Source organism: Rhizobium sp. SU303 (assembly GCF_021052345.1).
GTDB lineage: Bacteria > Pseudomonadota > Alphaproteobacteria > Rhizobiales > Rhizobiaceae > Rhizobium > Rhizobium laguerreae.
The window spans coordinates 1,905,786-1,928,888 of the sequence record NZ_CP088095.1 but is presented as its reverse complement, the minus strand read 5'-3'; the positions used below and the strand labels follow the sequence as shown (position 1 = coordinate 1,928,888).

The 23,103-nt window shown below is 57.8% G+C and carries 27 protein-coding genes, 2 tRNA genes and 1 pseudogene; 17 read left to right on the top strand and 13 right to left on the bottom strand.

All coding sequences use genetic code 11. From position 1 onward, the window contains the following. Positions 1-126 precede the first annotated feature (126 nt). Positions 127-438: a hypothetical protein gene (locus RlegSU303_RS09695; RefSeq protein ID WP_017960254.1), complete on the top strand. Its 312-nt coding sequence runs from the start codon at positions 127-129 to the stop codon at positions 436-438. Positions 439-563: 125 nt separating this feature from the next. Here RlegSU303_RS09695 and RlegSU303_RS09690 read toward each other — a convergent pair whose 3' ends face one another. Further along, a complete protein-coding gene (locus RlegSU303_RS09690) occupies positions 564-743 on the bottom strand; it encodes a hypothetical protein (protein ID WP_003559012.1) in 180 nt (59 codons plus the stop codon). 406 nt (positions 744-1,149) lie between these two features. Here RlegSU303_RS09690 and RlegSU303_RS09685 point away from each other — a divergent pair, with 406 nt between their 5' ends. The 3 genes from RlegSU303_RS09685 (at position 1,150) to RlegSU303_RS09675 (ending at position 2,687) form a co-directional block, all read left to right on the top strand. Then, positions 1,150-1,440, top strand: coding sequence for a DUF982 domain-containing protein (locus tag RlegSU303_RS09685; RefSeq protein WP_017960252.1), 291 nt, complete (start codon positions 1,150-1,152; stop codon positions 1,438-1,440). Between the two features lie 292 nt (positions 1,441-1,732). Then, positions 1,733-2,065 carry a hypothetical protein gene (locus tag RlegSU303_RS09680; protein WP_077981129.1) on the top strand — a complete coding sequence of 111 codons (333 nt, stop codon included), beginning with the start codon at positions 1,733-1,735 and terminating at the stop codon, positions 2,063-2,065. A gap of 166 nt (positions 2,066-2,231) precedes the next feature. Continuing rightward, positions 2,232-2,687, top strand: coding sequence for an Imm50 family immunity protein (locus RlegSU303_RS09675; RefSeq protein ID WP_077981130.1), 456 nt, complete (start codon positions 2,232-2,234; stop codon positions 2,685-2,687). 35 nt (positions 2,688-2,722) lie between these two features. On the opposite strand, the pseudogene RlegSU303_RS09670 reads toward RlegSU303_RS09675, so the two are convergent. From RlegSU303_RS09670 to RlegSU303_RS09660, 3 genes and pseudogenes are all read right to left on the bottom strand, one after another. Continuing rightward, positions 2,723-3,563 (bottom strand): annotated as a pseudogene (locus RlegSU303_RS09670) (isocitrate lyase/PEP mutase family protein). A 185-nt stretch (positions 3,564-3,748) separates the two neighbouring features. Beyond that, positions 3,749-3,825, bottom strand: a tRNA-Arg gene (locus tag RlegSU303_RS09665). A gap of 57 nt (positions 3,826-3,882) precedes the next feature. Then, positions 3,883-4,188 (bottom strand): ETC complex I subunit, encoded by a 306-nt coding sequence (locus RlegSU303_RS09660; protein WP_131629416.1) that lies wholly within the window; start codon positions 4,186-4,188, stop codon positions 3,883-3,885. Positions 4,189-4,830: 642 nt separating this feature from the next. On the opposite strand from RlegSU303_RS09660, the gene RlegSU303_RS09655 reads away from it, so the two are divergent. The 3 genes from RlegSU303_RS09655 (at position 4,831) to RlegSU303_RS09645 (ending at position 7,852) form a co-directional block, all read left to right on the top strand. Further along, positions 4,831-4,907, top strand: a tRNA-Pro gene (locus RlegSU303_RS09655). A gap of 595 nt (positions 4,908-5,502) precedes the next feature. Next, positions 5,503-5,889, top strand: coding sequence for a hypothetical protein (locus RlegSU303_RS09650; RefSeq protein ID WP_131706909.1), 387 nt, complete (start codon positions 5,503-5,505; stop codon positions 5,887-5,889). Then, entirely contained in the window at positions 5,879-7,852 is a 1,974-nt protein-coding gene (locus tag RlegSU303_RS09645; protein ID WP_231283771.1) for an AAA family ATPase, read from the top strand. The genes RlegSU303_RS09650 and RlegSU303_RS09645 overlap by 11 nt, the downstream gene beginning before the upstream one ends. Here RlegSU303_RS09645 and RlegSU303_RS09640 read toward each other — a convergent pair. Further along, positions 7,839-8,093, bottom strand: a complete 255-nt coding sequence (locus RlegSU303_RS09640; RefSeq protein WP_231283816.1) for a helix-turn-helix transcriptional regulator — start codon at positions 8,091-8,093, stop codon at positions 7,839-7,841. The two genes, RlegSU303_RS09645 and RlegSU303_RS09640, sit on opposite strands and share 14 nt — an antisense overlap. A 299-nt stretch (positions 8,094-8,392) precedes the next feature. After that, entirely contained in the window at positions 8,393-8,671 is a 279-nt protein-coding gene (locus tag RlegSU303_RS09635; RefSeq protein WP_231283770.1) for a hypothetical protein, read from the bottom strand. A 26-nt stretch (positions 8,672-8,697) separates the two neighbouring features. Here RlegSU303_RS09635 and RlegSU303_RS09630 point away from each other — a divergent pair, with 26 nt between their 5' ends. The 3 genes from RlegSU303_RS09630 to RlegSU303_RS09620 all read left to right on the top strand — a co-directional run bounded on the left by RlegSU303_RS09630 (position 8,698) and on the right by RlegSU303_RS09620 (position 10,977). Then, entirely contained in the window at positions 8,698-8,922 is a 225-nt protein-coding gene (locus RlegSU303_RS09630) for a CopG family ribbon-helix-helix protein (protein ID WP_231283769.1), read from the top strand. A gap of 332 nt (positions 8,923-9,254) precedes the next feature. Continuing rightward, positions 9,255-10,355 (top strand): DUF262 domain-containing protein, encoded by a 1,101-nt coding sequence (locus tag RlegSU303_RS09625; protein WP_231283768.1) that lies wholly within the window; start codon positions 9,255-9,257, stop codon positions 10,353-10,355. Next, positions 10,348-10,977: an MAE_28990/MAE_18760 family HEPN-like nuclease gene (locus tag RlegSU303_RS09620; protein ID WP_131706914.1), complete on the top strand. Its 630-nt coding sequence runs from the start codon at positions 10,348-10,350 to the stop codon at positions 10,975-10,977. Before RlegSU303_RS09625 ends, RlegSU303_RS09620 begins: the two co-directional genes overlap by 8 nt. A gap of 185 nt (positions 10,978-11,162) precedes the next feature. Here the strand turns inward: RlegSU303_RS09620 and RlegSU303_RS09615 are convergent, their stop codons facing one another. Continuing rightward, positions 11,163-11,876, bottom strand: coding sequence for a DNA helicase (locus RlegSU303_RS09615; RefSeq protein ID WP_131706915.1), 714 nt, complete (start codon positions 11,874-11,876; stop codon positions 11,163-11,165). 221 nt (positions 11,877-12,097) lie between these two features. Here RlegSU303_RS09615 and RlegSU303_RS09610 point away from each other — a divergent pair, with 221 nt between their 5' ends. Next, the gene (locus RlegSU303_RS09610) at positions 12,098-12,454 is read left to right on the top strand and encodes a hypothetical protein (RefSeq protein WP_077988579.1); all 357 of its coding nucleotides are present in this window, start codon (positions 12,098-12,100) and stop codon (positions 12,452-12,454) included. A gap of 3 nt (positions 12,455-12,457) precedes the next feature. Then, entirely contained in the window at positions 12,458-13,075 is a 618-nt protein-coding gene (locus RlegSU303_RS09605; RefSeq protein WP_029875680.1) for a PIN domain-containing protein, read from the top strand. Positions 13,076-13,551: 476 nt separating this feature from the next. Here RlegSU303_RS09605 and RlegSU303_RS09600 read toward each other — a convergent pair whose 3' ends face one another. The 5 genes from RlegSU303_RS09600 to RlegSU303_RS09580 all read right to left on the bottom strand — a co-directional run bounded on the left by RlegSU303_RS09600 (position 13,552) and on the right by RlegSU303_RS09580 (position 18,608). Next, on the bottom strand, positions 13,552-14,409 hold the full coding sequence (locus RlegSU303_RS09600) for an esterase/lipase family protein (RefSeq protein WP_231283767.1): 858 nt from the start codon (positions 14,407-14,409) through the stop codon (positions 13,552-13,554). A 113-nt stretch (positions 14,410-14,522) separates the two neighbouring features. Further along, complete coding sequence (locus RlegSU303_RS09595) at positions 14,523-15,848, bottom strand: hypothetical protein (RefSeq protein ID WP_231283766.1); 1,326 nt, start codon at positions 15,846-15,848, stop codon at positions 14,523-14,525. 882 nt (positions 15,849-16,730) lie between these two features. Further along, a complete protein-coding gene (locus RlegSU303_RS09590; protein ID WP_231283765.1) occupies positions 16,731-17,516 on the bottom strand; it encodes an ImmA/IrrE family metallo-endopeptidase in 786 nt (261 codons plus the stop codon). Then, the gene (locus RlegSU303_RS09585) at positions 17,503-17,874 is read right to left on the bottom strand and encodes a hypothetical protein (protein ID WP_231283764.1); all 372 of its coding nucleotides are present in this window, start codon (positions 17,872-17,874) and stop codon (positions 17,503-17,505) included. The genes RlegSU303_RS09590 and RlegSU303_RS09585 overlap by 14 nt, the downstream gene beginning before the upstream one ends. After that, positions 17,874-18,608 carry a transposase gene (locus RlegSU303_RS09580; protein WP_231283763.1) on the bottom strand — a complete coding sequence of 245 codons (735 nt, stop codon included), beginning with the start codon at positions 18,606-18,608 and terminating at the stop codon, positions 17,874-17,876. Before RlegSU303_RS09580 ends, RlegSU303_RS09585 begins: the two co-directional genes overlap by 1 nt. Before the next feature lie 22 nt (positions 18,609-18,630). On the opposite strand from RlegSU303_RS09580, the gene RlegSU303_RS09575 reads away from it, so the two are divergent. From RlegSU303_RS09575 to RlegSU303_RS09555, 5 genes are all read left to right on the top strand, one after another. Continuing rightward, entirely contained in the window at positions 18,631-19,734 is a 1,104-nt protein-coding gene (locus RlegSU303_RS09575) for a multiubiquitin domain-containing protein (RefSeq protein WP_231283762.1), read from the top strand. Continuing rightward, positions 19,731-21,125, top strand: a complete 1,395-nt coding sequence (locus tag RlegSU303_RS09570) for a ThiF family adenylyltransferase (protein WP_231283761.1) — start codon at positions 19,731-19,733, stop codon at positions 21,123-21,125. Before RlegSU303_RS09575 ends, RlegSU303_RS09570 begins: the two co-directional genes overlap by 4 nt. Beyond that, on the top strand, positions 21,122-21,454 hold the full coding sequence (locus tag RlegSU303_RS09565; RefSeq protein ID WP_231283760.1) for a DUF6527 family protein: 333 nt from the start codon (positions 21,122-21,124) through the stop codon (positions 21,452-21,454). The genes RlegSU303_RS09570 and RlegSU303_RS09565 overlap by 4 nt, the downstream gene beginning before the upstream one ends. 118 nt (positions 21,455-21,572) lie before the next feature. Beyond that, the gene (locus RlegSU303_RS09560) at positions 21,573-21,779 is read left to right on the top strand and encodes a hypothetical protein (protein WP_231283759.1); all 207 of its coding nucleotides are present in this window, start codon (positions 21,573-21,575) and stop codon (positions 21,777-21,779) included. After that, entirely contained in the window at positions 21,776-22,327 is a 552-nt protein-coding gene (locus RlegSU303_RS09555) for a hypothetical protein (RefSeq protein ID WP_231283758.1), read from the top strand. Before RlegSU303_RS09560 ends, RlegSU303_RS09555 begins: the two co-directional genes overlap by 4 nt. Positions 22,328-22,338: 11 nt before the next feature. Here RlegSU303_RS09555 and RlegSU303_RS09550 read toward each other — a convergent pair whose 3' ends face one another. Further along, complete coding sequence (locus RlegSU303_RS09550) at positions 22,339-22,857, bottom strand: ribonuclease H family protein (RefSeq protein ID WP_231283757.1); 519 nt, start codon at positions 22,855-22,857, stop codon at positions 22,339-22,341. Positions 22,858-23,103 lie beyond the last annotated feature (246 nt).

Sequence of the window (23,103 nt, the reverse complement as noted above, 5' to 3'; positions counted from 1 at the left end):
CAGCGATGCGGGCAACGTCTCGGGCAGATGCGGACGCCGGAACAAGGCGTCCCTTGCCCGCAGGCGCTGGAACCAATAATGTTTGGCTCGATACTTCGATAATCGATCAGGGGAGAATTAAATCCGATGAGATTGATGGCAGTCGTTGGTGTTGCACTGAGCCTGGGCTGTATATCGGCCGCAGAATCTCCTTCAAACTATCAATCCTACAGCGGCATTCGGGTCGATACGGACCCGGTCCTCCTGGCTCGATACGACAAGGCACTCCAACGCTGCGTGCCGGAAGCAAGCTCATGGCGACGAGGCTCGCCGGACCCGCGAAGCCTTTATTACAACGCGGCTCTCAGAAATTGCCTCTATAGGCGCAGCTTCGTCGACAGAGGCGTCCACGCCTACCCCATCCCCCAGGTCTACTTCGATCATTTCCTGGATCGCTGAGAAGAGCCGCGCCCTTCAGAGGCCTGTCAAACAGAAACCCCGCCATTTTGGCGGGGCTGTCTTCAATCGCGATGCTGCAACCTCTGCATAGTTCCTTAAATCGGAAAAGACGCGCGGCTTTATAGTCAGCGTTTGCCGCCAGCTGGCGGCCGACCCTTGCCCGCCGGGCGATTGCCGCTTCCGGACGAGGTCTTGGCATCATTGCCCTGACCGAAGTTGGTGCCGCCGAGATGGCCACCGCCGCTGGTATTGGCAACCTGGCGCTGCGCTTTGCGCAACAGTGCCTCTGCATTGGTCTTGCTCATGAAATTCTCCTCAATGGCTGGAAAACCCAGCCGGAATGCCGCCGCTGACATCCGCGGTCAAAGACCGAAGGCATATCAGGCAGCGACGATGGGTGTGGGCGGAGGCTTGTGTCGATCAAAGAATTGCCTGCGTTCATGACGATCCCCCCTCAACCGGCATGACAATCACCCTCCGGCGGCTGCCGGACGGCGCAGAAATCGATTTTGAAAGGAAAGATCAGCTGGGACGCCAAGGCGCAACCAAGCTCGACAAGCAATTTCGATAGATGAATCAATATGACGGCAATGTGTTTAAAACAAGTTCCCGGCTTCCTGCCTGGAGAGGCGTTGCCGACTGCTTTTGCCGATTCATAGAGGATAATCATCCTGCAGCGCTGGTTGGAACACTTCTTGCAGAGTTACTAATATGTTTATGATGCAAGGACCAAATGTCATGAATCGGTACACATCGCATCAGTTTCCCGCACTGAGGATCCTCATGAGCGGCCAGGAAAAATACAGCGTCGTCAGGACCCTCGGCGACGCAGCCACCATGCTCATTTCCCAATGGCCCGGCGATGACGGCGAGGAATATGTCGTGGCGGTGAGGACATGCCTCGACGCCATCCGCGGCACGACGCCCCCAAATGCCGCACGGGAAGCGCTGATGAGAGCGGCTGATGAAGCCGGCATCCGCTACCTCTCGGTCGTTCACTGAGAACGCTCGAGCAGATTCCAGGGAAGAATTTGCGGAAAACGCTCGAGCAGTGCAAATTCGCCGCTCGAACAGATATGGGCACCGCGTTCCTGAGCTTTGGCGAATAACGGAACGACTGCAGAATTCGAGCCGCGCGTATCTTCCTGGCTTCGCCATTTCAAGCGCGTTTGAAGCAAGGCATTTCTGCCTTCTGATCGACCTTCGCAATTTCGCACATGGTCTTTCCCGCGTCACACGAATCGAAATAAACACCGAACGCCGATCAATGGGTCATTAAGGGAATAATATAATAATGCGCGCTGGTATCTTAACAGTATTGATTGCCATGGGATTGCTTACGGCCTGCACGCCGACGCGTCAGGACTATGATGCTCTCGTCACATTGCTGCAGGGCAGCTCGAGAGCGAGAAATGAAGCCGTCAAAGAATGCGTGAGGGGCTTCGACGGAAGGACCACTCGCAACTTCGGCCTTTTGACAAACACCTCGGACAAAGACGCTGCGCGCGTTGGCTGCAATCGATTTGTCGCAGCGATCGCTTCCGGTCGCGCCACTTATGACGACGTCGTTGACATCAAACGTCACCGGCCCACCCCGAAGCTCATCAAGATTTTTCAAGGTCGCTAAATAGAATGCGCCGCCGGCTTGCAGTGTCAGGCTCGCAAGCCGGCGGCAACTCATTTGGGACGAAGCCGCCGCCCAGCAGGCGGCGGACACGGTGCATTCAGAGCCGATTGCCAATTCATCTGAAATGGCTATCGTGTGGCATCACCAATCTGCCGTGTGAGATGAGATGACCTACGAGAAGATGCCCGGAGGTCCGGAACTGCTGGCGTGGTTCGGCCAAAAGCCGACCTTTCATGACGCGGAAATTTTGAGTCTCGCTCTCAATCGCACTGGCATAAGCGAGCTGAAGATTCACGGCTGGATTGGCACCGACGCTGTTGATCAAGATGGCTATCGCGTCCTCGACAAGCACGCAGTCGTCACCTTCACCTTCGAAGATATTATGGACCTGCAGCTGGACGGCTTCAGCCGTCAGAACGTGATCAACGGTCTCGTCCTCCGCTATGCAGCTGATCGCGGTCGAGCCAGCTACTATGCCCTGCCAAAAGGACCAGAAGACATCGAAATCGAGCTCCGACCCTGTTACGGGCTGGATGGTTTCATCCGCGCGAAGAAAGTCACCGTGACGTTCCGTCCGGGTCGTCCTGCTGACGACAAACTAACCGCCGCAGCGGTCCCTTGAAGAAAGCTTGCTTCTCGACTTTGGTTCTGCCCAACTCATAGCCTGTCCTGGCGCTTCTCCCGTGACATCAGTTGGCTGGCGAATGCAGCGGAGAGCGCGTCGTCGACATACTCAAACGTACCGGCTGTTTTGACCTCCATAGCGGCGCGCATCAACGCACCCAGCGCGGCCCGCGCGAAAGAGCCGCCGACACTCACGCGGCGCACGCCGACGCTCGACAGTTCGGCAACAGAGTATTTTCGCCCTTTCAAACCCATGACCACGTTGACTGGCTTGTCCACGGCTGCACAGACGGTTCTGATTGCCTCGATATCAGGCAAGCCGGGGGGCGTAAAGTACATCTGCCCCAGCGGCCGAAAACGCCTGCAGCCTTTCGATGGTATCGTCCAGATCGGGTCTCTCCCAAAGATAGTTCTCCGCCCGCGCCGTGAGTAGGAAAGGCAGACCGCGTGCAGCCTCTGCTGCAGCATGGATGCGCTCGACGGCTTGCGACAGCTCGTAGATCGGGGCAGCAGAATTCCCTGTTGCGTCTTCGATCGATCCGCCGACAAGTCCGGTTTCGCAGGCCAAGCGGATGGTTTCCGCACAGGTTTCTGGCGACGCACCGAAGCCATCTTCAAGGTCGGCAGAGACAGGAAGATCCGTAGCACGGATGATCTCGGCAGCGTTCTCAAGAACCTCATCCCGTCCAAGGCTCGCGAATGAATCCAACTTGCCTTTGGAAAAGGCGTAACCCGCGCTGGTGGTCGCGAGCGCCTCGAAGCCAAGGCTTGCGAGAAGGCGAGCCGAACCGGCGTCCCATGGGTTCGGGATGACAAAGGCGCTATCCCCCTGGTGAAGTTCCTTCAGTCGCTCGAATTTGGCCCTTTGATCCATAAATGCCCCCTCGCGGTCACTGAGGGTGAGAGTAGCACCATGGGAACGAAATATGAACAAGCTCACAAACTTGCTTCGGCGAGAATAGCGACAATGTCCGCTCGGGCCGCTGGACCAGACATGAGTCCGCACCAGAGGCCGAAACCAGCTGTTACCCATCTCTTCGGTACGGACACTTGAAATGGTGGCGACCCCTGCAGGAATCGAACCTGCGACAACCTGCTTAGAAGGCAGGTGCTCTATCCAGCTGAGCTAAGGGGCCGTCCGGCGGCCGCGTCTCACGAGCGCGACCGGATGCGGCATATCTGGACCAGAAATCTCAATGCGTCCAGGGCTGCGTGCGCGTATAGCGGAAATTGTCCGGATAGGCGACGACCTGGCGAACCGGATCCTTCGGTGCGATGACGCGGTATTCGATGCCGCTGCGCTGGGCGTAGGCTTCGGCGAGTTCCTGCGTTTCGAAGGTGAGCCTCACCTGCTGGCGCATATCACCCGAGGAAGTGTAGCCCATGATCGGATCGATCTTGCGCGCCGACTCCTGATCGTATTCAAGCACCCAGAGATGGGTCTTGGCCTTGCCGGACTGCATGGCGGTCTTGGCTGGACGATAGATCTTGGCAGACATGACTGCAGCGTCTCCGACTATGCGGGCAGCGCCCGCCTTTCATGGTCTCAATCCCGTTGCCGGCCCGTTCTCGGGCCTTAGCATCATCGCTGAGGATAATGCCAAGAGATGAATTTTGCTTAGCCGCGAATCCCCGCTTTTTCAAGAAAAAAGGCGGTGTGCGACACGGCTGCCGACTCCGTTCGCATAACGGTCGACACCGCCTCCCTTTCAAATCCGGTGATTGCCGGCCGGATTTCGCAATATTTCCGCTTGTCTCACCTTGTGATCACAACCTGATTGCCGCTGCCTTCCCTCAGCACTAGTTTACGGCTCAATCGATTTCAGTGGATTTGCAGCTCATGATGAGACGTTCGGCGGAGTTCAATGCCATTGTCATAGGCGCTAGCATCACGGCGTTCTTCTACATTGTCATCAGCTACGCCCAATATATCGGCCTGATCGCCCACGGCTAAGGTAGCCTTGTGCTGACGTACAATTGCGCCAGGCAGACCGAACTCATGCGCCCGGCAAGCAGGCTGGCGGCCCATCAAGATTTTTCTGTCTTGCATCCACAGGTCCGGCGAGGAATCTTCGGCCAGAGCTGGATTTATGGGTTGCGACGGCGAAGTGAACCGTGTATCTCCCCTGCCATTCACGGCACGGAGTGTAGCGCAGCCTGGTAGCGCATCTGGTTTGGGACCAGAGGGTCGGGAGTTCGAATCTCTCCACTCCGACCATCAATCTTCCTTAGTTTTGCGGTTTGGGCGGTTGACGCTCCAGCAGGCGCCACCGAAAGCCGCCACCGGTTCCGCCACCGTTTGGTGGACGTAAGACCCCGGATCAACGTTCTCGTCTATCCCTTTTGCTCTCAGCTTAGTCGAAACAGACGCTCTCCCCTCATTCGTAGCTGGCAGCCAAGGCCTTCTCTGCTAGCGCCCCGATGCTTGCGCCTCACCTCAATTAGGCACGCCAGTGTCATTCGGGCAGCAAGGCCATACCCAACCTTCCGTCTCAAGCCAACAGCAGGAGAGGATGGCCCAACTCAGGCCATCAATCGCGAGGAGCCGCGCGGGCTTGATTACAAAATACGCGGGGCGTGACCCGTCCGCTTGTGTCGCTCCGCCCCAGATAGAGCCATTCGAACGAAGCTTTGAAACTCCGCATTCTTACCCCGTCGTCACGACTCTTCGCCGAGGACCACGCCATTCCTTAACTGTGGCTTAGCGCAGACATTCGGCGCGCTCACCCTGGAATGTTGACAAATAATCAGGTTTGAGGAACATTCTGATCACGTTGTGATCAAAATGTTTCTGATTCTCGAAGGATTAGCTGATGAAAATTCTCAGATTTGGAGAGCCGAAGGGCAACTCGTCGATCCGTGCCATCGTCGGACGGATTAATTCGTCAGCCACTCTCATTGCTGATTTAAGCTTGATCTTGTCCGAGCGCTCGCTGCCGGTCCTTGATCCAGCAGAGTCTGCAATCGTTGAGCAATGGACTATCGAAACCTACATGGCGCCGATGTTGACCGGATACATCCATTATCCGAAGCGGTTCGATCCCAAGGCGGCAGAGTGGCTCAGCTTCACGACCCCAATAGAGTTGATGTCGATCCAAGGCGGAGCGGTCAGATCAATGGATCGGTGGTACAGGCTCGGGACGCCTTCCGCGTTCGCAGAAGATTCGGTCAAAGTCTGGAGTTCCTCCGATGGCAGGTAGAGCGATCGCCGCAGCGGCCGTCGAGTCCAGGAACATTCGCCCCGAGGTCTTCAATGCAGTTCGCAGAATTCCAGCGCTTTTCTTAGCCTATTCCACGCTTCGGAAGACGTTGCGGACACAACACGCCCTGATGAACGGACACCCTGCGACCGTCGTTGTGGTGACCGGCAGCGCAGAAGTCACCGATGCTCATCGAAAGGCAGCAGAGCTCCTACTGATGGGATCGACCGACACCTGGAACCGGCGATCGCACGGGAGGGAACTGGTACATGTATTGGACCTCCCTTCGCACCGAAAAAAATCCAAAATTGCAAATCCAATTTTGGAGGAGCATGGGAAATACGACTTTATAATTGTACTTGCCCGCTCTCGCGCCGAGGTTCCGCCCGATCTGGCTATTTCGGCGGACGCGATTGTTGATTTGGCCCGCCCCAAGGTGCGACACATACACGCCGTACGTCGACTGCTTGGGCGACAGCCTTTCGATGAGGAAACTGCTACGATAGTTGCGACGCTGGATTTTCCACTGTTGGTTCCCGTCGTTTGCAAACGCCGGCTCTCGGCAGCAGAAGCGCAACATCTAATCGCAACGGCCCAGGGCGCCGCCGCGAGCGCGCCATCACTTGAAGAGCTTCCGGGATATGGAAAAGCGAAAGACTGGGCCAACACCTTCATCGCCGATCTGGGCCGAGTCAGGATCGGCGAACTGGCGTGGGTCGATATGGACCGCGGCGTCCTTCTTTATGGTCCACCAGGAACGGGTAAGACACTCTTCGCACATGCATTCGCGCAGTCCGCGGGTCTGCCTCTCATAAGCGCCTCTGTATCGCGCTGGCAATCGTATGGACATCTTGGGGACCTGCTCGGCGCGATGCGGGAGACTTTCGACCGCGCTCGCGCTCAGCAGCCAGCAATCATATTCTTGGACGAACTGGATTCGATTGGTGACAGAACCAAGTTCAGCGGCGATCACGTCAACTATTCCCGTCAGGTGGTGAACTACCTTCTCGAGTGCATTGACGGCGCGGAAGGTCGGGACCAGGTGGTGGTCGTCGCAGCAACGAATCTTCCGGAGGTCATTGATCCGGCTCTTCTGCGCAGCGGCCGTATTGAGCGGCATATAAAGGTCGACCTCCCAGGCGCCAATGAGCGGTTTGACATCCTGCGCTATCACCTTGCAATCAAAAGTTCGGATGAAGCGCTCAGGATCGCTGCAGCCGATCTCGAAGGTTGGAATGGCGCAGATCTGGAGATGTTGGCGAGGGAGGCGAAACAGCGTAGCCGCCTAAGTCAAAGAGCGGTTCAGGTGGATGACGTCATCGCCTCATTACCTCCGTTGCAGGAGCTTTCAAGTTCAAATGCCCGACGTGTCACGGTTCATGAGGCCGGCCACGCCGTGGTCGCTTGTATCCTCTCACCTGGCTGCCGCGTTACTTTGTCGTTCAAAAGGAAGTTCCGCTGGTTCCGAGAGAATGAGCTTGCACCTGGTATAATGCGATATGAGCTTTCCGGCGACGACCAACTCCTCCAGACCCGTGAAGATTTCGAGGATCTGATTTGCAGAACGCTGGCCGGCGCGGCCGCCGAGGAACACATCCTAGGGTCGAGATCAAATGGTTTCAGCGGGTCGATCGGAAGCGACCTCGAGACAGCAACGGTCATCGCCACACGCATGCTCTGCTCCTACGGTTTAGGAGGAAGCCTGCCATTCCTCTTCGAATCCCGCAGAGTGGATGCGACCCGGACCTCTGGGCTGCCCGGAGACCTCCGCAGAGAAGTTGGTCGAATCCTTGACGAACAGTATTCGAGAGCAATGGCAATCGTCGCCGAGCACACGACCAGAATTGAGGAAATCGCAGCAGAACTCATGAATCGAGGCATGCTTGGTCCTGATGACGTCGCGACGATCTTTGCTAACGGCGTAAATACCGGGGGCTCCAACAACTTACCTAATCTACGGTAGGCCGATTCTTTGCGCCGCGATTCCGTACGAGCGCGACCGCAGGCCCACGCTCCGCATTTCCTTCAACGAAGACAATGCCGTCGGCCTCCAACGCGGCTCGGACCTTATCGATCGCCTCCGCGAGGATATTGCCGTCACATCTTTCGATGCGGATTATGATTTGACGGCTGACCCCCGCGGCTACCGCAAGCTCTTCCTGGCTAAGGCCGAGCAGCGCTCGCGCAGCGCGTAGCGCGCTCATTATGTCCGACATCGAATCCATAGATTCGAACAGTCTTCAAATGGAAATCATTGTCAACAATTAAGGATTCGCGCTGAGGCGCTGGTGCAAGTTTCCAAGAATTCATGGATTCTTGCCGCGTCGTTTCAACGCCTCGCGAGGTCGACCTTGCCCGACTACACGGCGTCGAACTCGGTCATCGCTTAGTATAGATTCGGCGATGGGTTTGCGACTGGGCCTGTCCGACATTGGGCCCACTCGGCTGTTCGTTAGATGGCATCTCTGTGCCACCGTTGTCGTCGCTTCCGTCCATCGCGGCCTCAGGGGTCCGGGTTCATCCCTTTCCGGAAGATCGTGAAGGCGAGGTCCGCCGGGAAGATGTATTCGCCGATTCCATCGCGATCGAGGCCCGAAGCGTCGGCGAGTGAATGGATGAGTTGGTGCGAGAACGAGTGCAGGAGCATGTACACGAACGGCGGAAGCGTCCGCGGCATTCCCTGCCGCTCCTTGTCCTTGTAGTCGTCGAGGAACTGTCCGAAGTCCTGGTACCGTTCGAGATATGCCTGCGACAGGCCGACGCCAGTGTAAAGACGTGTCAAATCGAGAGCTTTCGGATCCGATCACCATGCGCCTTCCAACCGACGTCCTTGCGGAGATGGAGAAAATCGCGGAAATCTGCGGCCGCACCCGGCGCTGGGTGTTCGTCCGGGCGCTGAAATCGTATCTGGCCGCAGAAGGAAGAGAGATCGAAATCGACCGCGCCCGGCGAGACGTCGAAGCTGGCAACGGACATGATCTCGACGATGTCATCGACGAGCTTGAGGGCATCGTCAAAGGCGCAGCGGCGTGAAGGTCACGGTCTCTCCAGACGCATGAGAATACATCGCGACAGAAGGCAGATATCTCAGGGCGCGGCGTCCAGGAGCGGCACAGCAAATGCCACCAACCTCGGAACGTATGACGGCCGAAACCCTTCACACAAGCGGACGTGAGCCCTTGACTTAAAATGAGTGGACGACTGGGGGCCGGTTTCTGCCACTCTCCTTTAAAGGTTTGAATGCCCGAAAACAGAAATTCGCCCGGTCAACCAAGGATGCTTAGGATTGTTTTCGAGCCAGGGTTGCAGAAGTTGATGAATCGGGTCAAACAGACTTCCTAGCTCAAGAAATTAGGGGACGAGAGTTGCTTAAAGAAGAAATCGAAGAAGCTAAGCGGTCAGTCAATACCGACGCTGTGCAGATAACGATCGGGGAAGTGAGCAATATGTACACTTCGAAAGAGCTCAACATCCTCCCCGACTTCCAGCGGCTTTTCCGCTGGACCAACGATCGAAAGTCTAACTTCGTTGAATCGATACTAATCGGCATCCCAATACCTCCTGTCTTCGTCTACGAAAACGAGGATGGCACCTGGGAGCTTATCGACGGCTTGCAACGCATCTCAACGCTTCTCGAATTCATGGGCGTGCTGAAAAATCTGGAGACTGGGAAGCTGCAGCGTTCTCAACTCCAGAAGACCAAGTATCTGCCGTCCTTGCAGGGTTTATTCTGGGAGGAGAAGGCTGAGGGAGAGGTGGCGATCGACAAAGCCCTTCAGCTTTTCTTCCGACGTGCAAGGGTGGAGTTTCAGATCCTGAAGCACCCCAGCGACCCGAAAACAAAGTTCGACCTGTTCCAGCGGCTGAATCGAGGCGGTGCTTATGCGAACGAGCAAGAGGTCAGGACATGCTCGATGGTCTTGGCCAACGCTGAATTTGTGCAAGCAATCAGGAAGTTCGCCCAACGAGAGGATTTCCGGAAGGTATTTCAGATCACTCCCGAGCAGGAAGGCAATCAAAGAGATGTCGAGTACGTCGTACGATTGATCGTACACACGTTCACGGAGTTCGACCGCACACTCGATGTTCAAGAATTCTTAGATGCAGCCATCGTGGATATCCTGACAACCAAGGGACAAGACGATGTCATGAGCACCATCACATGGATGGTGGAATCGCTTTACAGGACATTTGGAGAACGTGCACTCTTCCCGCCGCCGGAAGCTGCGGGTGGTGTGGCGCCACGCTTTTCTCTCAGAGCGTTGGAAGCAATCGCAGTCGGTATCTCTCGTAACAAGGCAGCCATCACTGCGTTGGCCGATGCCGATGGCTTCCTAAAAGAAAGAATTACCTCGTTCTGGCAACAACCGCAGGTGCCAGAGATGAGTGCGTCCGGTCTCCGAGGCACTGTGCGGCTGCAGCGCACCATCCCCTTCGGCAATGATTGGTTCAAGCCAAATGACTAAACTGGACGATTTCTTCGACGAGATCGATCTTGCACGAATTCGAAGAGCCAAAGAGCTGTCAGAGGTCAAGCGAAGCTTCGGTCGGATGACTGATAGCGACATCTATGGAGTGGCTTCGAAGGCGGTCGTGGTCCTTGCGTATGCAAACTGGGAAGGCTTCTACAACGAGTGCGTGCGAACCTACATGCGGTTTCTGATCGAAAAGGGCGGCAGGATTCGTGATTCCGACTGGCTGCTTTTGGTGAGTGCCCTCCACAGTGATTTCGAGAGCATGAGGGATAGAAATCATTCGTTGGAGGCACGCCAAAAGTTCGTTGAGAACCTCAAGATTAAAATCGACTGCGGGTTCGACGCTATAGATACTAGCATTGTCGAGGCAAGATCAAACTTGGACTTCGCTCGTCTATCGCAGAACTACTCGCTGCTCAGCTTTGATCTCTCTGCGATGCAGCGGGTGAGGAACCGATTAGACAAAGAGCTAGTGGGATGGCGTCACGCGGTTGCTCATGGGGACTCCCCCGACCTCACTTCCATGGATGTCGAGACCCACATCGATTTCGCCTCATCTCTGCTAGTTATGATAGCCGATCGATTCCAATACGCGATGCTGGGGCGGGTATGATTGGCTTTTGCGAATTCTGGCAGGATATTGGCCGACGCCCGAAAAGGGGCGAAGCCGGCTTCTGTGGTCGGTTCCTGTATGTCTACTTTGGGCCGACTGCAGACGAACCCTTCGGCGGCTTCGCGCCAGAACTGGTCATCGCAAGATCGACTGCCGCGTCTGCGGCGTCACGGCAGTCGAACACGTTAAGCCACGTCCTGAAGCTGAGCCTCGCCGTTGTGCAGGAAGCAGGCTTTGTTGAAGAGCCCTAAATCGACGAGATTGGGTAGACGAATGTCCCGGATATCCGGCAGGCGCTTGCTCTCCGGATCAAACGACCGATCAATCTGTGAGATGAACCCAAGGACAACACCAGTTTTTCTGGCGAAATCTCCAAGAGCGAGGACCTGGTCCGAAAGCGCCGGTTTGCTTCGCTGCTGGTCGAGTATCTGCAGATAGTCGATCACGGCGACGGTTCCTGGCCTCGACCCCGACAAATAGCGGATGATGTATTCCGCGCTGATTTCATCCGACGTCACGATTTCCAGACCGTCGCCAACGCCGTGAGAGCCTTCATCCAAAGACTGAAGGTGTTTGCGTGCCTGCTGCTCGGTAAATTCTAACGTGAATAATACCGCTTTTCTCTCGTCTCGGGCGGCGTCGAGCAAAAGCTGAAGGCCAAGCGCGGTCTTGCCATGTCCCGGCCGACCGGCCACCAACAGCAGATCACCATCATTCAGTCGGGACAGTATTGTTTTGGACAGTGATCCCGCCGCGATTTGAGAGGAAAGCAGGCTCCATCTTGCGAACCCCTCCTCTCGCGCAATTTGATCCAGGGCTTCGTGCAGCGGGACGTTACTATTCCGAGCCATGAGCTTGGCTCGGCGTTTCAATTGGAAGATCGGGGCAGAAAGTTTCATCAAAGACCTCCATTCCGAGCCAAAACGCAACCCCTCCTTATGCGACGCCCGAACAGATGGTTCGATGATGATGCGGAATGATGTAGCAATTGCCACCAACGAAGCGGGTCTTGAGGCGTGAGTATATGACATTCGTTGCTAGGTATGTTGACGCGAACTCCTATTGAAATTCACTGCCTCAGAAGGTATATAGGAATGGTGTATTTCTATAGGAGTCTGCGATGTCCTCTACAGTTTCGGCGAATGTCGATGGCAAAACGGCGATGAAATTGAAGGCGGTGGCCTCGATGGAAAACAGGTCCATATCGAATGCGGTTTCCAGCGCAATCGCAGTATTCGTTGGGCTGCCCAAGGGTGTCCGTGATTTCCTACTCGAGTTAAACGCACAGAACGACCAGGACACTATCAACAGGCTTGGCCGTGAAATGATGGCAGCGGCGGCGCGAGTTCGCCTTGAGAAGGCAACCACCGACCTAGCATCCGAGCACCGCTTCGGGGGGACAGAAGAAGTTTCCAGCGAGATCGACATGTTGGAAGAAGCGACGGCTCTCGCCCGTGCCGCAGCACACCGGAAGTAAGACATGGATCGTCCTGTCCGAGTGCTGCTCGATGTCAACGTCTTCGTCGGCAACATAATGGCGCACGACCGTGGCCATAAAGGAACTGCAATCCAGACTCTGGTGTCGATGGTTAGCAGCCAAAAATGGGGCATAGATGACAGAGCTCAGCTAGTCATCTCGTTCGAGATGGTCGAAACCCTCGAGACGGTTCTCCGTCGGCTGCAGTTCACGGAAGACCGCATTAAGGCGTATACCAACTCCATTATCGACATCATGAAATATGGGCCAGATTCGCTCGATCCCTATCTTATTTTGGGCGGAGAAGAGCGCTTCGCCATGTCTGACGCAGAGGATGCAGGCGTGCTAGCTACAGCCTTTGGCGCCGAAGCCGACATTCTTGTTACGGACAATTTGAGGGATTTTGCAACCAAGGACGCTTCTGTCGTAGACACGCAAGTGGTCAACACTACTCATTCGGGCCAGCGAACCCTACAGGCTTTAAGATATGAGATCGGCAGTGCGGATCTCATTGTCGCGCACCCGTTCGATGTAATGCAATGGATGCGCTTGGGCTATGATTTTACGCCGGCCACCCTCTGGAACTCCATTCAAGAGCCCGGCAATGAACCTGGCCTATGATTGCGGGCAGCGTTCTCACTTTTGGAGTTCTGGTGGCACTTGCTACATAATTCCGTGATGATGATGTCACCCCGTATGTGCGATACTTCCCCGAAAGGAGGGAGGAGGCGCGGGCCAAGCCTGTGCAGCGGAAGCTAGCGGGCCTGATGATTCGTCACAAGCGTCAAAGACTGCAAAGGGCCGAAGGGAGACGCCGGTTGGCGTCTCGAATGCGCCAGAAGCAGACATCGCCATCAATTGACAATGCCCTATAGGCTGCGCTTATGGCCTCGCCAAACGCGTGTCGCGGCCATGAATTAAGAGCCCGTTGATGAAAAATCCCGCTGCTGCTTTCGTCATGGCGGCCTCAATATGGCGGACCATTGGTGGGGCATTCCGAGATTGGCGAGGGGCTTAAGGATCTTGGAGCGAGAAGCAACGCCCTGCCGTCCGTTTCTTGCGGGATCGAAGCGTCGGTGCAACGGGATGCGAAACGGCTATTTGACGAGCGGTCTGAAACTTACCAAGCCCTTTGGTTCCTCGAGAAATGGGTCGACGCCCGTCTCGTCGAGGCTGTCCGCGAGCAGGATAGCGCGAAGCAGGACAGCAACTTCTCGGCTCCCGACAACGGTAACGTGGTCGCACGCTTCTGCGGCCTCATGCGTGACGTGAAGCATCCGGGAGCCGGCCTCGTCGCGGCTTTGCATATAGGCCCCCTCGTTGCTCGAGCCGACCGGTGCCGGATGAAGCTGATTGGACCGTTCCTCCACAATCCCGTCGTGAACCGGCCTCAGCGTGACCCGAAAGCTACTGATCATATTGAGGAGCTTCCGTCCGAGCGAGACGCTCCCCATGAGCATCGATGGCAGGCGATCTCCGGCCTGCCGCTTCGTGTGGAAGTATTGCGCGGGAATACTGACGTAGGTCTTGCCGTCGAGCCGGCCGGGCTCGACCTTGTGCATTTCCTTAAGTGCGTTGCGAATAATGGAATTGGCGTTCGTCAGATCCATGATCCCCGAAGCTCGCGGAAACACAGGGTCCAGGCGTCTGAGCCCAAGGGTCGTCATCTGTCCAAGGAGATTCAATTGCTCGCCGCTGATCGTCCCGTGGTTTGGCGTCGCGAGGGTCACTATCCTCGCCACCATCGGAAGATTCCGGCGCAGCACGGCAAGGCGTGCGACGAGGCCCCCCATGCTGTGTCCCACGATGTCGACGCGTCGCTTTCCAAACGCCCTACGCTCGATGGCCTCCGCAAGATGGTCTGCGCTCGTAGCGAGCGATTGACGGTAATCGTAGTCGAATGTCCAGAGGTCAAAGGGACTCATCACATCGAGCGCCTGAATGGTGGGTAGCATCTGACCGAAGGTTCGCGAATCCGATAGTATACCGTGCACGAATATCACGACATGATCGTTTGTCGCGATAATCGGTTGGTCGGGCCATCTTCCAAGACGAGGACGTGTCGCCACTAGAATTCCCCCTTGATGAGGAAGACGTCGACGATTTGAATGTCCATACGCATCTCGGGAAGGCTGATCCGGACAGTGCATCGGCCGCCGTGTGATGCTTCGTTCGAATAGCGGTCGAATGGCCATGCCATCGCTGTGCTTACCGATGCGAAGGCAGGAAGAATCGAGGAGCCATCCGGTCCATGGCCGACGACGACCGCGGTCAGGCTTGCTGGGCTGACGTTCGACCGCATCACCGGGAGCGGCAGCGAGACATGGAAGAATTCTTGCTTGTATGACCCCATAGGCTTTGAGGACGCGCTCGCGCCCTTTCTGACGGTGATTCCGAGCTGACCTCCGATTACCTCGTTACCAGGAGCCAGTACGACGGGTTCCAGGAAGCCGTCGCCTGGTGATAGCTCAGACGTTTTCTCCAAAGCCCATTTGAACGCCAGGTTCCAGTCACGGCTGGCGTCTTCACCGAAGATCATTGGAGGCATACGGTACTCGCCGCTACCGAGATAGGTCGAAACGATGGGGACGACGCGTGCTTCAGTGAATTGCGAGGCGGAGTAGTCGGTTTGATCAAGAAGTTCGACCAGAGGTTCCAAACCAAAAAATTCTACCGCGCGTCGCCAGACGGAGGGGGACACTCGTAGTGCCGTCCCCGCGAAGCGGTACCAAGTTCGTCGCAAAGCAATCGTTCGCTGCGGCTCGGTCATCTCTTTGAGGCGACGAACGCCCGTGGCCACCAGTTCGGTGGCGGGCGACGACTTCCCAGGGCCGCCGTGAGGAACCGTTGGCACTCGCCGAGAGTACGCCTGGAGAACGTCGATCGCGGCGTCAACATAGATTAGTACTGCAGATGATTCCGAGTCGAAGGACGCGCGAGGCGACTCTTCGAACCGAGGATTGGGCAGCAGGTCGAGGTCACCCCGTAAGGCTCTTTCGAGTAGTTCGTCCTTTTCAACCGGATCGAAAAGACGCTGGGTTCCAATCCTGAATTGTCGTAATGGAACGGCGACGTTGTATTTTCCGAGACTGTCGAGAGCGGCAAGCCCTTCACGGTCGACGATCGACCACCGGAACCACGGAGCCAGAGGCATCTCCTCGATTATTGCCTGCGCGAACTTCGGGTTAAGAGACGGCGGGCCGGTGTGTCCGACGTCGATGTCGGCTACATGCTCGGCGAGTTCGAACAAGTTCTTCGCAGGTGCGCCGGCGGCTTCGAACAGCAGCGCCCGCGTAGCGACCGAGCCGAACAGAACCACATCGACGTCGAGGCGCTTGCCTACGCGAGCGAGCGGCTTAAGGACCGGCGAGTCCTGTAATACTCTCAATGACATTTTGGAATCTCCCCGGCGCACGATCGGTCCAACAGACCGCACGTTCAAGTGGAAAATGGCATAGAGGCTGCTACTCGCCCCCGAAACAGGACGCTTCGATGTTAATGTTCGGCAAGACGCCCAGCGCTGTCCACTCGTTGGTCATCGAGGGGTCCCCGATGTCAGCCTTCGAGACGAAGTTCGACTTCGTCGATTACGACGCTGCCCGTCTCCCCGATCGCCCCCCTGACATCGGCCGGAAGGGCGAGCGAGGCCCTGAACGTAGCCTTCCTGCCTTCGAATGTGAAGAAGCCGGTGCTGATCAGAAGGTTTGCCCGGCCGAAAAAACCGAGACCCGTCTTCTACGTCGATGCTGCTGGGGTCAACCTCAACGGCCACAACCGTCGGATCATCAAGACAATCTTCCCACGTTCCCCCAGGCTGGGAAGTGGCGTGGATCCATCCGCCGTATCGTAGCGGCAATGGCCGAGCTCACGCATTCTTCCGTCATGCGACCTCCTGAGACCTTGTAGCCATCTGATCGCATCGATGCATGGCTAACTTCGAAATATTTCGACAGGCAGCCGCTCCGAAAGCTGCCTCTCGCGTGAACGTTGGCGAGGTTGTGAGGATATTCGAAGGTACCGATGTCCTCCAGCTCTCAGAAGGTGTCGATCCCTTCAAGTCCCGCGCTGTTTTCCAAGAACTGAAAAGGCGCGAACGAAAGTTCATGTCGTCCTCGTGATCGCTGGTCGCGTCTGCCTTTCTCTACCCCTAAGCACGCGGTTCCTCCGAGGCGACAACCGCGTGCTCCGAGCTCGTCAGTCTTGTAGATGCCATTCGTGTGGACACTGGTTTCGAAGGCCATTGCTATCAGTTGATCGTGCCTTCGAGGCCGCTCTTCTACGGGATCATCTTGGGGTCGAGGTCGAGGATCGTCACGACGCCCTCGCCCCGAATTCTGAGCGACTGCTCGGTTATCACGTACTTCTCGGCCGACCAGTTGTCGAACCAAGCGTCCGCGCCGATCTTCCTGGGAAATCCCTCGTCCTTCGAATCCGGATTGTGCAGAAGTTCGAAAGCGAAGCTCTCCACGTCGAGATCGTCCCTAGGACGCCAGTAGCCTGGGATGCCCGCCGCGAGCTTGTGCCACTTCCGTCCGCCCGTACCGTGGCTGATCATGATGACAGTCGGGTAGTTGCCGCTGTCGATCATTCGGATAAGTGTCGCCGTGAGGCTAGTATTGAAGACGCCGGCCACCGCCTTGAGGGCCTTCAGGTCCAGTCGGCGATGCTGCCGGCATTCAGTCTTGAACATCGCCAGCGGCATCAGGAGGTTAGCGGCATAGAAGTCGGCCGCCCGCTCCTGTTCGTTCTTGTTGGAAAACTTGCCGATGTCGCTCGACCGGCATGCGATGGTTTCTCCGCGGTGCTGGGCCCAATGGCCAAGCTCGTGGGCGATCGAGAACCGTTCCCGCTGCGGCATCCCGCCAGGCACGACCGATATGATGCCCTTATTGCCACGCCCAGTGATCATCGCCTCGCAGCAGTTGAGGCAGCGGCGCTTGATGCGGAGACCGACGTAGTAGGCTATCGCCTCGACGTCGATGTCTCGAGGCTCGGTGATCCCGAGTGATCGAAGCAGGGCGTCAGGCGACAGATTTTTCGGCAGGGGATCAATCCTCGGCATCGTCGTCGCCTTCGAGTTCCGCCAGGTCCTCCAATATCGCGTCGAGATCCCCGTCCATGGAGCCGTCGCCAAAACGGGCCGCCAGAGTCAGGCCTGCCGTCGTATCGCCTGCTTTTGCTCGCTCGTATAACCTTCGCGCCTTTTCGATATCCAGACTGGTCACCTTTCCAGACATATTGCTGGAAAAGGCGCCCGCACGAGCGCGCTCGAGACGAGACTTGGCAAGCTTGAGTTCTGCCTGCTCGACTGCGTCGCTGAAGATCTTGAGATCGTCCTCGTCCTCGGCGCCGACAGGCGTATCGTCCGACAGGATGAATTCCATGAGGTTATCGAGAGCGTCCTTTTTCGTGTCGCTCATCACGATGTTCCTTCCTTTTTGCCGTATTCGGCAGCGAGTTTCTTAAGCTCGCGCGTCAACCGGGTGCGCAGCGCCTCAAGGCGCTTGGCGTCGACGCCGATCAACTCCTGCAGTTTCTCTCCGATCAGTTCCTCGCGAAGGCCGAGCAGCAGCAGCTCCATTTCCTCGTCTCCGGCGAAACGTGCCTCGATCTTTGACAGAGCCTCCTCGCCCATCGCTTTACGGGCCTGTTCGTCCTCGTCTTCCTCGAGGGCAACAGTGTCCAGATGCTCGGACGTGGCGATAGACGAGCCCTCGTTGCGGCGCACGAGTTTTCTCTCCTCCGGGAGAAAGTCGCCGTCACTTGCGAGGCTGCGCAGCACGCCAGCAAGAAACTGATGGAAGGTCCTGTCCTTCCGCCACTTGCGCCGGCCGTCGGCGATCCTGACGTAGGCTTCGCTTATGAGTTCCTGGGGCGTGGCGAACCCAGTCCCGGCCAGGCCGATCCGAGCCACCCCCACCAGGTTGCGCTGCTCCTCCCTCGAGAGTGCGCGGAACGCTTCGATGGCTTCGTCCGCGGTGTAGTGTTTTTCGACAGGTCGATGCACCTGCTCCTCCTCTTTTCCATATCCACGCTCCGAGTCCTCCTTCTCTCTGGCACTGAGTTTGCGCGCGAGAACGCGGATTCCGACAAAGTTTTTTTCATGTCGGAATCGACGAGTGGTGCGCGCAAATGTGGTGGACGAGATGTCCATCCGAACAACAGGACGCATCACAATGACTATCGAACATCACGAACCGCCCCCCGACAAGAAGACCACTATCGAAATCGCGGGGCTCGACCTCAACTTCCACGACTTTCCTTCGGATACGACGACGCCCACGGGTGGCAAGATCGCGAAGGTGTTCGGGTTCACCCCGGAGCAGCCTGCGTATGTCTTCCAGTGGCGCGACGATGGCGATCTCGAGGAACTGCGCACCCAGGAAGAGGCAGACCTGGACAAGGGCCGCAAGTTCATCGTAGCGGAAGCCGACGGCACCAACCGCATTAGCATCGAAGGCGAAGGACTCGACTGGCCTGCGGATACGATCTCCGGTTCGATCATCCGGAAGCTGGGAAGGATTCCCGCCGATCGCGCGATCTATCTCGAACGGACGAACGAGCCCGACCACGCGGTCGCAGACGCCGACGTCGTGAAGATCAAGGCTTCCGGCGTCGAACGCTTCCGCAGCGGCAAGCCCGAGGTCTGGGAACTGAACGTCCAGGGCAGGAAGATCACCTCGCTGACGCACGTGATCTCTGTCGTCGACGCTCTGACGCGCACCGGCTTCGATCCCGACGCCTGGATCATCATCCTGAAGGTCGCCGGACAGCCGAAGCGTCAGCTCTCCGTCGGTGACGACATCGATCTTCGCACGCCGGGCATCGAGAAGGTCCGCCTGACGGCAAAGGACGTGAACAACGGGGCGGCGCGCCACGCGCCTCTTCGCGACTTCGCTCTCCTGGAGCCGGACGAATCCTATCTGGACGATCTCGGTCTCCAGTGGGAGACCCGCGTCAGTGACGGGAACAGGTGGCTTGTCATCAACGACTTCCCGCTTCCCGACGCGTACACGGCCGGCAGCACGACCCTCGCACTGTTGGTGCCGCCCACCTACCCTCAGGCCGAGATCGACATGTTCTACTGCTATCCGCCGGTCGTCCGGTCGTCCGGCGCGTCTATCCCGAACACGGAGGCGACCCAGGCGATCGGCGGCCTGAATTTTCAGCGCTGGTCGAGGCATCGCGGCGCGATCGTTCCCTGGAACCCGCTCCGCGACAACGTGGTGACGCACCTCGCCCTTGTCGAATCCGCGCTCGTCAGGGAGGTCGGCGAATGAAGCCCGAACGCACTCTCGCCATGGCCGGCGTCACCCATGCTGCCCTTCATGCCCACCTGATGGCCGACGGGAACGAGGCAGCGGCTATTCTGATCTGCGCGCCGTCCCCCGGTCCGCGCCAGCGCCTGGTTGTCCGCGATACCATCCTCGTCCCGTACGAAGCCTGTCCGGTACGAAAGCCGGACGCTATCGTATGGCCAGGGAGCTTTATCGAGGACGCGATCGACGTCGCAGAGCCGGAGGAGCTCGTCATCATCCTGCTGCATTCCCATCCAGTCGGCTGGCTCGAATTCTCCCGCGTCGACGACGAGAGCGACGCGAGAGTGATCCCCGGCCTGTTGGAAGCGTTCGGGACCAGCCACGGGTCGGCGATCATGACGCCCGACGGTGCGATCCGCGCGCGGCTTTATCGTCCCGACATGACGTCTCGGCCGGTAGACCTCGTAACGGTCGCGGGCGACGACATCCGCCACTGGTGGAACGACGTCGTCGACGGGATTCCGGCAGGCCGCCCCCTCGCTTTCACCGGGGCGATGACGGCTGAACTGTCTCGGCTGTCCGCCGCGGTCGTCGGCGTTTCCGGTACCGGCTCGATCGCTGCCGAGCAGGTCGCTCGTCTCGGTTTCGGCTCCGTCACGCTCGTCGATCCCGACAGGATCGAGCGGAAGAATCTCAACCGAATCCTGAACTCGACGTCGGAAGACGCTGATCAGGCGGCACCGAAAGTGGAAATGTTCGCGGATACGGTTAGCCGTCATCGCGGCGACGGCGTCGCCTTCGGAATTTTCGATACCCTGGGCACGCGCGAGGCTATCGAAGCAGTCGGCCAGTGCGACGTCCTGTTCTGCTGCGTCGACAGCAAGGAAGGCCGCATGTACGCCGACCTCCTCGCCTCGGCCTTCCTGCTGCCGCTGTTTGACGTTGGCGTGACGATCCCTACGTTCACCAACGAGGGAAAGGTCGCGATCGCCGATGTCAGCGGCAGGATCGACTACGTGCAGCCGGGCGGATCGACGCTCTCAGATCGTGGAGTCTACACACCGGAGGGTCTGCGTGCCGAGCATCTCCAGCGGTCGAATCCTGCCGCATATCAGGACGAGCTCGCCGCCGGCTACATCAAGGGAATCCTTGAAGAGGCGCCTTCAGTCATCACGCTCAACATGCGGGCGGCATCCGCCTTGATGAACGAGTTCGTTGCGCGCGCCTTCCCCTATCGGCAGGAAGCGAACAGGAACTACGCGAGGACGGAATTCAGTCTCGCCGCCTGCGACGAGGAGCACTACTCGGAAGACGACTTCGAGAAGAAGGACAACCCGGTTCTTGGGCGCGGCGCCGCCGAACCGTTGCTCGGCATGCCGCAGTTCCGTCTGGTAAGGAAGGGCACGGCATGACGTTCATATCCTGGTTTCGCCGGCTGTGGGACCGATACGGTCCGGCCCGACGTCGTCTCGTCGTCGAAGGCAACGGTCTTCCGGAGGCGCTGCCTCGCCGCGATCTCGTCCTGCTGCGCGAAGACGGCGACGACTGGAGCGTGGGCATGCGGTGCCCATGTGGCTGCGGCGAAAAAATCGAGCTGATGGTGATCGAAGAAGCTAGGCCAAGGTGGGACGTCGCCGTCGACGAGCGAAGCCGGCCGACGCTTCATCCGTCAGTATGGCGGAAAACCGGCTGCAAGTCTCATTTCTGGCTACGGAAAGGCCGGATCCATTGGTGCAAATGATCCGAGGCCCAAGCGACTTGCCATGGTGGGGACCGCAGCTTTAGTGCGTTGAATCCTAGCTGCTTTCTTCCCATTTATGGCGAACGGCGAAGCGTAGCTCGCCCGGCGCAGTGAAACCGTGTCATTCGACAAGCCATCCGCCTCGATGGCTTGTTCGATCCAGATCAAGACGATCCTGAACACCACAAAAGGCGTGACGGTGAGCCTGTCCGTCGTCGAGCGTCTGGCCCAGAGTCCTACACCCGCGTTCATCTACATCATCAGGCTCGACGACCAGCGCAAGCCCTTCCAGATCAGGGCCTTCCACCGCTCGGAAAGATTTTGAAGCGCTTGCGCAAGGAATTCTCGAATGGGACGACCGACCTGCACAACAAGTCGCTCAACTTTACGATTAGGGAGGCGACGACGATCGGCCTTTCCGGAGACGACCTTGCCCGATACCTCGAGCGAGAAATCGGTCCGGATATGGACGAGTACGCGAAGCGAAAAGGCGCTCAAAAACGGGACCTCGGATATGAAAGCGGAAATCGTACCAAGGTAACGGGCTCGTTCCAGGCCGGAGGCATCAACGAATTTGTCGACGGACTGCTCGGCTTGAAGCCGCTCTCTGTCGCGAAGTTGAAGGCGGAAGACGAGAGGTTCGGTATCGCCCTGCCCCATCCGTCATTCCCGAAGTTCCAGCCCGGCATAATGGCGCACCTGACCCCGACGCCTACTTCGAGCTGCGTGCTGGTGCTGGGTGCGCCCGATGACGGCGCCGAAACACGCTGCGACGTCATCTTTCTCGAAGATTGTCAGTCTCGGCATGGCGATCGGCCGCTAAGGCACGGACTACGAGGTCGCCAGTGTCATTGTTTATCTCGCCTGCCCTGAGGCCGCCTTCGTCACCGGCGCTGACATCGTCGCCGACGGTTCACCGCCTGATCATCCTCGAGAGATCGAATGCGAGCGACGTTCCGTGCCAGGGCATCGGCATGATCGTTGCCAAGGATTCCAGAATGGCCTTTGCACAGCTCGACTTCTACAATCGAGTTGTTCTGCAGCAGGGCGTCGAGCTGTTGCCAGAGATGCGCATCCGGGATCGATCGCCGCCTGGCTCGCAGGTTCGGATCGATCCGTTTCCAACCGTTGTTTCGCCAGATGGCCCTCCATCGGCGGCATCCCTCGACGACATGGTTAGAGTCCGTCCAGACGGTGACCGCCCGCCCCGCTGCTTCCGCTTCGATCCACGACAGGGCCTTCACGGCGGCCAATACTTCGAACGTGTTATTGGAAAGGCCGGTGTCGAAACCGCTAGCTGCATGCATCCGTTGGTCGCCATCTAGCGCTACGACCGCCCATCCTCCGGTCAGGGAGGCGGCATCGAAGGAGCCATCAGCGTCGATGTGGAGCGTGTCGGGCATGAGAATCCTATCTTCGATCCAGGATTGTTCCCTGCGAGAGCACAATCATTGGCCTGATATTAACTACTGGCCCAGTAGCCTACACCCGCATCAGAGCAACGTTTCGCTCGTTGCGCCTCGGACAAGCACAGGCGAAACCTCGGCGATCAATCAAGGCACGACATTGCCCAGACTCTATCAACGTACCTTGCTTGGCCTTCTCTCGAATCCTTTCGGAAGCACGGTTCGGGCGGTGGAACTTGACGG

Coding starts and splice junctions, on each gene's coding strand:
- RlegSU303_RS09675 (WP_077981130.1), top strand. CDS start 2,232: ATGACCTACGAGAAGATGCCCGGAGGTCCGGAACTGCTGGCGTGGTTC.
- RlegSU303_RS09645 (WP_231283771.1), top strand. CDS start 5,879: ATGGCAGGTAGAGCGATCGCCGCAGCGGCCGTCGAGTCCAGGAACATT.
- RlegSU303_RS09570 (WP_231283761.1), top strand. CDS start 19,731: ATGAAGCCCGAACGCACTCTCGCCATGGCCGGCGTCACCCATGCTGCC.
- RlegSU303_RS09550 (WP_231283757.1), bottom strand. CDS start 22,857: ATGCCCGACACGCTCCACATCGACGCTGATGGCTCCTTCGATGCCGCC.
- RlegSU303_RS09610 (WP_077988579.1), top strand. CDS start 12,098: ATGTCCTCTACAGTTTCGGCGAATGTCGATGGCAAAACGGCGATGAAA.
- RlegSU303_RS09615 (WP_131706915.1), bottom strand. CDS start 11,876: ATGAAACTTTCTGCCCCGATCTTCCAATTGAAACGCCGAGCCAAGCTC.
- RlegSU303_RS09590 (WP_231283765.1), bottom strand. CDS start 17,516: ATGCCGAGGATTGATCCCCTGCCGAAAAATCTGTCGCCTGACGCCCTG.
- RlegSU303_RS09680 (WP_077981129.1), top strand. CDS start 1,733: ATGCGCGCTGGTATCTTAACAGTATTGATTGCCATGGGATTGCTTACG.
- RlegSU303_RS09595 (WP_231283766.1), bottom strand. CDS start 15,848: ATGTCATTGAGAGTATTACAGGACTCGCCGGTCCTTAAGCCGCTCGCT.
- RlegSU303_RS09600 (WP_231283767.1), bottom strand. CDS start 14,409: ATGCTACCCACCATTCAGGCGCTCGATGTGATGAGTCCCTTTGACCTC.
- RlegSU303_RS09685 (WP_017960252.1), top strand. CDS start 1,150: ATGTTTATGATGCAAGGACCAAATGTCATGAATCGGTACACATCGCAT.
- RlegSU303_RS09620 (WP_131706914.1), top strand. CDS start 10,348: ATGACTAAACTGGACGATTTCTTCGACGAGATCGATCTTGCACGAATT.
- RlegSU303_RS09660 (WP_131629416.1), bottom strand. CDS start 4,188: ATGTCTGCCAAGATCTATCGTCCAGCCAAGACCGCCATGCAGTCCGGC.
- RlegSU303_RS09630 (WP_231283769.1), top strand. CDS start 8,698: ATGCGCCTTCCAACCGACGTCCTTGCGGAGATGGAGAAAATCGCGGAA.
- RlegSU303_RS09580 (WP_231283763.1), bottom strand. CDS start 18,608: ATGGACATCTCGTCCACCACATTTGCGCGCACCACTCGTCGATTCCGA.
- RlegSU303_RS09585 (WP_231283764.1), bottom strand. CDS start 17,874: ATGAGCGACACGAAAAAGGACGCTCTCGATAACCTCATGGAATTCATC.
- RlegSU303_RS09695 (WP_017960254.1), top strand. CDS start 127: ATGAGATTGATGGCAGTCGTTGGTGTTGCACTGAGCCTGGGCTGTATA.
- RlegSU303_RS09605 (WP_029875680.1), top strand. CDS start 12,458: ATGGATCGTCCTGTCCGAGTGCTGCTCGATGTCAACGTCTTCGTCGGC.
- RlegSU303_RS09690 (WP_003559012.1), bottom strand. CDS start 743: ATGAGCAAGACCAATGCAGAGGCACTGTTGCGCAAAGCGCAGCGCCAG.
- RlegSU303_RS09650 (WP_131706909.1), top strand. CDS start 5,503: ATGAAAATTCTCAGATTTGGAGAGCCGAAGGGCAACTCGTCGATCCGT.
- RlegSU303_RS09640 (WP_231283816.1), bottom strand. CDS start 8,093: ATGAGCGCGCTACGCGCTGCGCGAGCGCTGCTCGGCCTTAGCCAGGAA.
- RlegSU303_RS09565 (WP_231283760.1), top strand. CDS start 21,122: ATGACGTTCATATCCTGGTTTCGCCGGCTGTGGGACCGATACGGTCCG.
- RlegSU303_RS09575 (WP_231283762.1), top strand. CDS start 18,631: ATGACTATCGAACATCACGAACCGCCCCCCGACAAGAAGACCACTATC.